This is a genomic window from Nonomuraea sp. NPDC004702 (assembly GCF_053601695.1).
On sequence record NZ_JBSGCE010000061.1, the window covers coordinates 47,166 to 53,675 of the forward strand.

General features: G+C 64.9%; 6 protein-coding genes. 2 read left to right on the top strand and 4 right to left on the bottom strand.

The window, feature by feature from the left end:
* Positions 1-370 precede the first annotated feature (370 nt).
* Complete coding sequence (locus ACWEJ6_RS43400) at positions 371-745, top strand: hypothetical protein (RefSeq protein ID WP_452431350.1); 375 nt, start codon at positions 371-373, stop codon at positions 743-745.
* 36 nt (positions 746-781) lie between these two features.
* Entirely contained in the window at positions 782-1,492 is a 711-nt protein-coding gene (locus ACWEJ6_RS43405; RefSeq protein ID WP_452431351.1) for a hypothetical protein, read from the top strand.
* 1,776 nt (positions 1,493-3,268) lie between these two features.
* Here ACWEJ6_RS43405 and ACWEJ6_RS43410 read toward each other — a convergent pair.
* The 4 genes from ACWEJ6_RS43410 to ACWEJ6_RS43425 form a co-directional block, all read right to left on the bottom strand.
* Positions 3,269-4,108, bottom strand: coding sequence for a hypothetical protein (locus ACWEJ6_RS43410; protein WP_452431352.1), 840 nt, complete (start codon positions 4,106-4,108; stop codon positions 3,269-3,271).
* A complete protein-coding gene (locus ACWEJ6_RS43415) occupies positions 4,109-4,975 on the bottom strand; it encodes a ParA family protein (RefSeq protein ID WP_452431353.1) in 867 nt (288 codons plus the stop codon). It lies immediately after the preceding gene.
* A 787-nt stretch (positions 4,976-5,762) separates the two neighbouring features.
* Positions 5,763-5,993 carry a hypothetical protein gene (locus ACWEJ6_RS43420; RefSeq protein WP_452431354.1) on the bottom strand — a complete coding sequence of 77 codons (231 nt, stop codon included), beginning with the start codon at positions 5,991-5,993 and terminating at the stop codon, positions 5,763-5,765.
* Positions 5,971-6,453 (bottom strand): hypothetical protein, encoded by a 483-nt coding sequence (locus ACWEJ6_RS43425; RefSeq protein ID WP_452431355.1) that lies wholly within the window; start codon positions 6,451-6,453, stop codon positions 5,971-5,973. Before ACWEJ6_RS43425 ends, ACWEJ6_RS43420 begins: the two co-directional genes overlap by 23 nt.
* Positions 6,454-6,510 lie beyond the last annotated feature (57 nt).

Sequence of the window (6,510 nt, forward strand, 5' to 3'; positions counted from 1 at the left end):
CTCCTCCTCCACCCCTGCCGTCCTTCGCACCGCACACTCGTACGCATCCTTTGCGCGCCGATGAGTTCATCGCCGCCCCTCGTCTACGCCGTGGATGGGGTGTCCCTCATCGACATCGACCTGGCCTGCCTGGACGATGGCATGGCGCGGATCTCGCAGACTCAATCGACACCTTCGTGAGGTCGGCGCCAACCCAGCGGCCGGTGACCGCAGCGAGGACGCCATCCCGGCGGCCCGGGCCTTCCCCCGGTCGAGAGTACCGATGTCGTGATCGACTCACAGCACCTGCGCCGCCCTGTCCTTGGCGCCGCCATACCGAAGGCCCACTGATCACCTTGACCACCTTTCGTGATCTCGGCACCATGCCGATATGAGTGCCGGCCTGATCATCGCGATGCCTCTCCGTCAGTGGGGGCTCATTGACGCGTCCATGGACAATGACGCCAGCGTCGAGACAGTGAACGGCGATCGTCAGCGGGCCGATCTCGCGCGCGGAATCCGCCAGGCCGGCTTGGATCAAATCTTCCACTGGGCAGCTGACGCTCCAGGCTTCGGTTCGTGGCCGCCACCGGACGAAATCGTGAAGCCCAAGCTCACGATCGCCCAATGGCGCTTCACGATCGACGTCCTCGAACGCTGGGCCGCGGCCGCCGAACGCACCGGACATCACGCGATCGCCGCTCAAGAACGTGAACTCCGGGAGCTGATCATCTCGCGGTTCCAAGCGCACGGCGTTCAGTACTGAAGTCGCCACGGTGCTCACCCGCGGGAGGACCAAGAGATGAAGGAAGTGTCACGCCGCGACCGAGTGATATTCGTTGACTGGCATGGTGTGCTTTCCCGCGACCCCTTCTGGGCGTCCATCCGAGACAACACCCGGCATCCGCTTCATTCGCGACTGGTAGAGACACTCGCCCAGATCTTCGCCGGCGATGGAGCCCACGCCTGGATGAAGGGCCAGGTGTCCTCCACCCAGGTCATCGCGAGCATGAACATCCAGATGGACCGACGATTCCGCGGTGACTTCCTCCATCGCCGTCTACTGGCCGACTGCGCCCGCATGCGCGTGAACGTTCCGTTGTTCGAGATGCTCCGCGAGATCAGGCCGTATGCCTCGATCGTCGTGTCCACCGACAACGCGGACTGTTTCGCCGACACTTTCAGACGGGTGCGCGAGACTCGGCACCCGACAGTTCCCCGGCCGACGACGTTCGCCGAGTGGGCCTTCGTCTGTGACGACATGATCTGTTCCAGCGACGTCGCGGTCCTCAAGAGCGAAAGTATCGTCGAATTCTTCGGGCCCTGGCTGAGCCGGCATGGCATGACTTTCCCTGATTCGCTGCTCATCGATGACTCAACGAACAACTGCGCCGCCTTTCAGGAACAGGGAGGAACCGCCTTGCGTTGGACGATGGGCACCGACGACATCACCGAGGTCGCGACCGCGCTCGCTCGATGGCTCAACACCTCCGCCGCGTCCGAACACTTCTAACACGTGATCTCCGCCCCCTTACCGCCACCTTCGATGACGCGGATACCGTAACCTTGACACCCTCCAGAAGACAGCGCCCCGATCAGCCGCGGGCTCCGCGGTCATGTTCAGTGACTCCAGACGCGGAGACCGTTGGTAACTGCCAGAGATGACTGTCGCCGACATCGGCACCGTGGCGGTCCGGAAAACTGATCATGGCGTCCTCCGATAACAGTGGGCCTCGAGAGTCACCGGTAGGCGTAAAGCTGGTGGATCCCCTGGGTGGACATACCAACCGCTGCGCCCCGCCCGGGCCCGTTCACGGGCTTGGACGGTTCCGCGCGATGGTCAGCGCTTTGCCGCCGGCTCAGTCCAGGCCGCGGAGGACACGCTTCGTGTGTTCCTCAGCGAGCTTCACCGACGCGATCGCGGCATCCCGTGTCGGGTGGCGAACATCATGGTGTCGGTTGACGCGATAAACCGGCCCAACGTTGAGACGTTGAGCCAGCGGCCGCGGGCCGAGCTTCCGCGGTGGGATCAGCCAGAAACGGTGTGGATTCCTTAGCGAGACGACAGGCGAGGAGTCGCGGTGGGAGGTGAAGATCCCTGAGCGCACCGTGCGGGCCGGAGCGCTCAACTACGCTGATCTGCCCACGCCTCTGGACCGGGTTCAGGGCACCGCCTGACGATGCCCAAACGTCCTCCAGGCGTTCGTGATGGATCAGGAGAAGTCGTTCCTTCGGGTGTGGATGCTACGGGACCGCCCGTAGCGACAGTTCACGCCCACGCGGCCTGATGAGAAGGACGAGGAGTTCTCGCCGAGCGGCCACGGATGATCCTGGTCGACCGCGTCGAGGTGATCTGGACTGCTGGGGTGTGCTGACGCGGGCCCCGCGACGGTAGAGCTGAACAGATCGCTGAGCGTGCGTCCGGCGATGATGCCAGGTTAACGGTGTGCCTTGTGTGGCCGCTGTCCGGCTGGTGCGACTCCCAGCATCGAGTTCGGGTCATCGGTGACCGAGCGGCGATTCTTGAGCCGGCGGCGGGGGCCGTTGTTGGCGATGACCTCGCGGTCTCGCTGCGGTGATCGAGCTTGGCGGTTGTCAGGGCCTCATCACTGACGATCTAGGCCCCTCTGAAACGGCTCGATCGCCCGCGCCCGCATCGGTCATGAGTGGCGAATTCTTCAAGCCCGCTCGGGCGGCTGCGGGCCCTCCACGGATCAGATCGATAGGCGGAGGGACGGATCACCCGCCTTCAGTCGATCACGGCCGCGCTGGGGGGCATCATCTGATCGCCGGGGCCACCGAGTCACTCTCGCGATGGCCCTGACGGGCGCCCACGAAACGAAGTCCCCCTGTCGCGTGGCCAGGGGACCGCGATCCGGACGAGGCGCTGCCGGCCTCGCCACGCGGGCCAGAGTTATTCGTATCAGCGGCGACAATGCCCGTAACAGCGCTACCGCCCGCTCCACGGATCATCGGTTCGTCACGCCCCCGCCCGCTGGGACGCCAGACACGATCGCCCCAGGAAGAACGCCATCGCGCCGCCGAGTGAACCTTCGTCCAGCGCGAGCCCTCCGATCCCTTCGCATCCGCTAGGAGATCCCCGACAGCGGGGCGGGCTTGGCGACAAGGAATACTGTGTGACTGAGCCACGTCCTCGAGCTTGAGTGCTCGCTCACCCCTCGGCAGGGCCTGACTCCGCTGGCGCGCCCCCTCTAGACGCGTGTCGAGAGCATCGTCGCCCGCGAGTGACGATGTCACCGTGATGTCGATGACAAATTTGTCATCGACATCACGACGTGCTGATATCGCCGAACTCCGACTCCAGCATCACTACGGCCTGCTTGAGCGCGGGGAGGAGCGCGCCTTGACCCCAAACTGGATCCTCCTTGGCGGCCTCGATCAGGCGCCTTCCGTCGCCAGAGCCGACCAGGTCCGTGAACTGGCGGAACCGCGCCAGGTTCCGGGAGTAGTGCCTCCCTTCCTCCTGGAGCTCCTGGTCTGAGCCCTCTGGGGGGAGATAGCCCTTGGCCCGGGCCACCCGTACAAGAGCGGCGGCTGATCTCTTGCCTACGGTCGAATCCCAAACCTCAAACAGAGCATCCCGGCCGTGTGCTTCCAGTACCGGCCGCATGGCGGTGACCTGCCCTTCGTTCAGATCGCGATCCACACCATGTTCCGCAAGCGCCTCTACCACAGGAATACCGGCGATGACGCGCGAGACGTATGTGGGGTGCCAGGGATGCTCCGCCTTGATGTAGGCCGTGAAGGATGTAAAACCCTTCTCCCGAAAAAGCTCATAATCACGAATGGCCGCTAGCGCGCGACCGATCGCGAGGAGCCACTGCGTAGTGATCGCAGTGATGTGCTTCTCGCAGTCCTCCAAGGTCGGCACGTCACCACGTGAGACCTTCTCCACGAACGCGTCCGAAGCACGAATCGCGGGCTCCAACACCGACGGGTGCGCGGGAGACGCGCTGACCGTGCCCACCGGCTGAGAAGCAGGTGCTAGCGACGGAGCATCCGCTGAGGCCTCCAGCGTTACATCGACGTGGTCACCAGCGGCTACGGGCTCAGGGGCGGCGATGATCCGGGTCTCTCTGGCCGGTCGGCCCCGTACAGGCTTCGCCATCTATTTCACCTCCACGGCCGGCACCTCAAGCCCCATCCGGATGGCCAGCCGCGCGGCAAGCCTATCGAAACGGGATGCCATCTCTTCTCCTTCTCGCCCCAACGCGCGCAACGGTCGAGGGGGAGCGGCATCGGCAGCGTCCTTGATGGCAACCCTCTCAGGCAGCAACGGCTGCCACAGGTCGTGCCCGAAGATCTCCGGCATCGACTCCTCGACCTGAAACTTGTGGGCGCCCGTACGCGTATCAACGCGGTTGGCGATGTAACCCACGACTTCAAGGCTGGGATTGCCCAGCTTCTTCCGGTTGCTCGCAACGAAGTCACGCAAGGCCATGGCACCTTGCATCCCATCCATCTCGGCATCCATCACGCACAGGGCCGCATCCGCGGCCGCGAGCGCCAGCTGAGTGAGATGACCGAGATTGGGCGGGCAATCGATAAGAACGAAGTCAAACTCATCATCCGCGCCGTCGAGGGCCACCTCAAGACGATGCACCGCACCCAACTGGCCCGCTTCGAGCATGGCGCGATTCTCTAGATCAGGACGAGAAGGAAGAAGAGTGATCCGCTCGCTATAGGGAGCGGGCCAGCCGATCTCGGCGAACGCGTCCGTCGCGCAGCCCTCCAGATCCGCCTCCGGCCGCTCCGCCAAAGCCTTCAAAACATCCGACACAGTCGGCTGTGCGTAATCCGTCGCCAGGGCCAGACGGCGCCCGGCATTACCCTGAGGATCTAGATCGACGACCAAGACGTTGTAGCCGGCCTCCGCGAGTGCCGCTGCGAGATTGACAGTGCTGCTGGTCTTGCCCGTGCCGCCCTTGTTGTTCGCGACCGCTACCCTTTTCGCTCGTCGCCGTGATGGGATCATGCGTCCTACCTCCTGAGATGACGTGCGCCTTCGCACGTTCGGCGCGTCAGCGGCACACGCGACATCCTAGAGAGCTCTCGATTGGCGGTCACGCAGAAAGGCCGCCCCAACAAGCAAGCGCCCCTACTGGGCTTCTCATCAGGGAAAAGACCTCGCCTCCCCACCAGCGACGCCAACGAACTTCGGCGAGCGTCCACGATTACCGACCCGCCACCTACGCGCCGGCCCCATCCCACTCGGGACCCACGCCCAATAATCACGCCCATGGGAGTGGCATACGAGTTCTGGCCTGGTCATCAGGTGCTGTCGTTAATGAGGACGGCCATCGCGTGAGGCCCCATGTTCGTCAAGCGGCCTGTGTCGTTGGAGTCGGGTGTCCGAGAAGCCGGTAGATCCCGCGGCCCGAGGCAACACTTGAGGCGGCGGATGGCTTCGCCGCGGGTCTCACCATCGCTGGCGCGTCTGGCCAGATAGTTTCGGGTTCCGGGGTCGCGGCGTTCCAGCGTGAGGACGATGTGACGCGGAGCCCGGTCCAGCTCTTGGTCTCCGAAGGGATTGATATGGGATTGATCCGGCGGCTGGCGTGTTCGCCACCGGCTGGTCCCCAAAGGACTGACGCCGGCCCGGGCGGCCAAGGCGGCCTTGTGGCTTTAGCGACCAGGACCTGACCAGGAAACCCAGCAGTGGACGGCGGGTGATGACGCCGACGCCGCGCGTCTGGAGGGCTGACTGACGTACTCATCGACAAGTTCGGCCAGTTCGACGCCGGCAGTGGGCGCCTTGTCGGTCAGGTCGCGGATTCGAGGAGCCAGACGTCGCATTCCGGTGCGGCGGGTGCTTCTTCGTCGCCGCTGACCGCCACGGGGCGCGGGCGCGGGCAAGCGTCGATCGAGGCCTGGCGCATGAGACCGCGCGGTCGTCGCCGCGGCGACTCCGAGGCGGTCAGGATGAGACTCTTGAGCTGACTGACGGCGCTGGTGCGTGCGCTGATGGCGCTACCGTCGATGGCCCGCAGCACGCGTGCGCCTCCCGCGGGCCATCCCTGAGGTATGGCGCTCTGCACGCGACCCAAGGCTCCGCGGGCAGGCACGGCTGGCATCAAGGACGTCGCTCTCGCCGCTGGCACGCCGGCTGACGTGTCGCGGGCCGATCGGAGTCGATTGCCGCTGGCCAGTAACGCGTAAGGCGCGAGTCAGCCCGGCGCAGTGGCCGCGGATGCCTTCGATAGCCCAGACCACGTTTGGTCTGGTCATGTCGTGGGCGGTCCAGCCGATCAGATGCGCGTACCCGTCGGCGTCGGCGGTGATGATGATGGCGGCCAGCTCGCCGCAGATCGAGTTGACCAGGCAAGCTCTGTGGTTATCGTCGCGAGTGTCGGCTCCGATGACGGCCTCGACCGATGACGGCAGCATCGCCATCCGCGCGGTGCCGTTCACGTGAGCGCTGCCGATCTGGCAGAGGGACAGGCTCTCGACCATAGGTCGAGAGCCTGTCCCTCTGGCCTTTGACGCGGTCACGTGGCCAGGCGCTTCGTG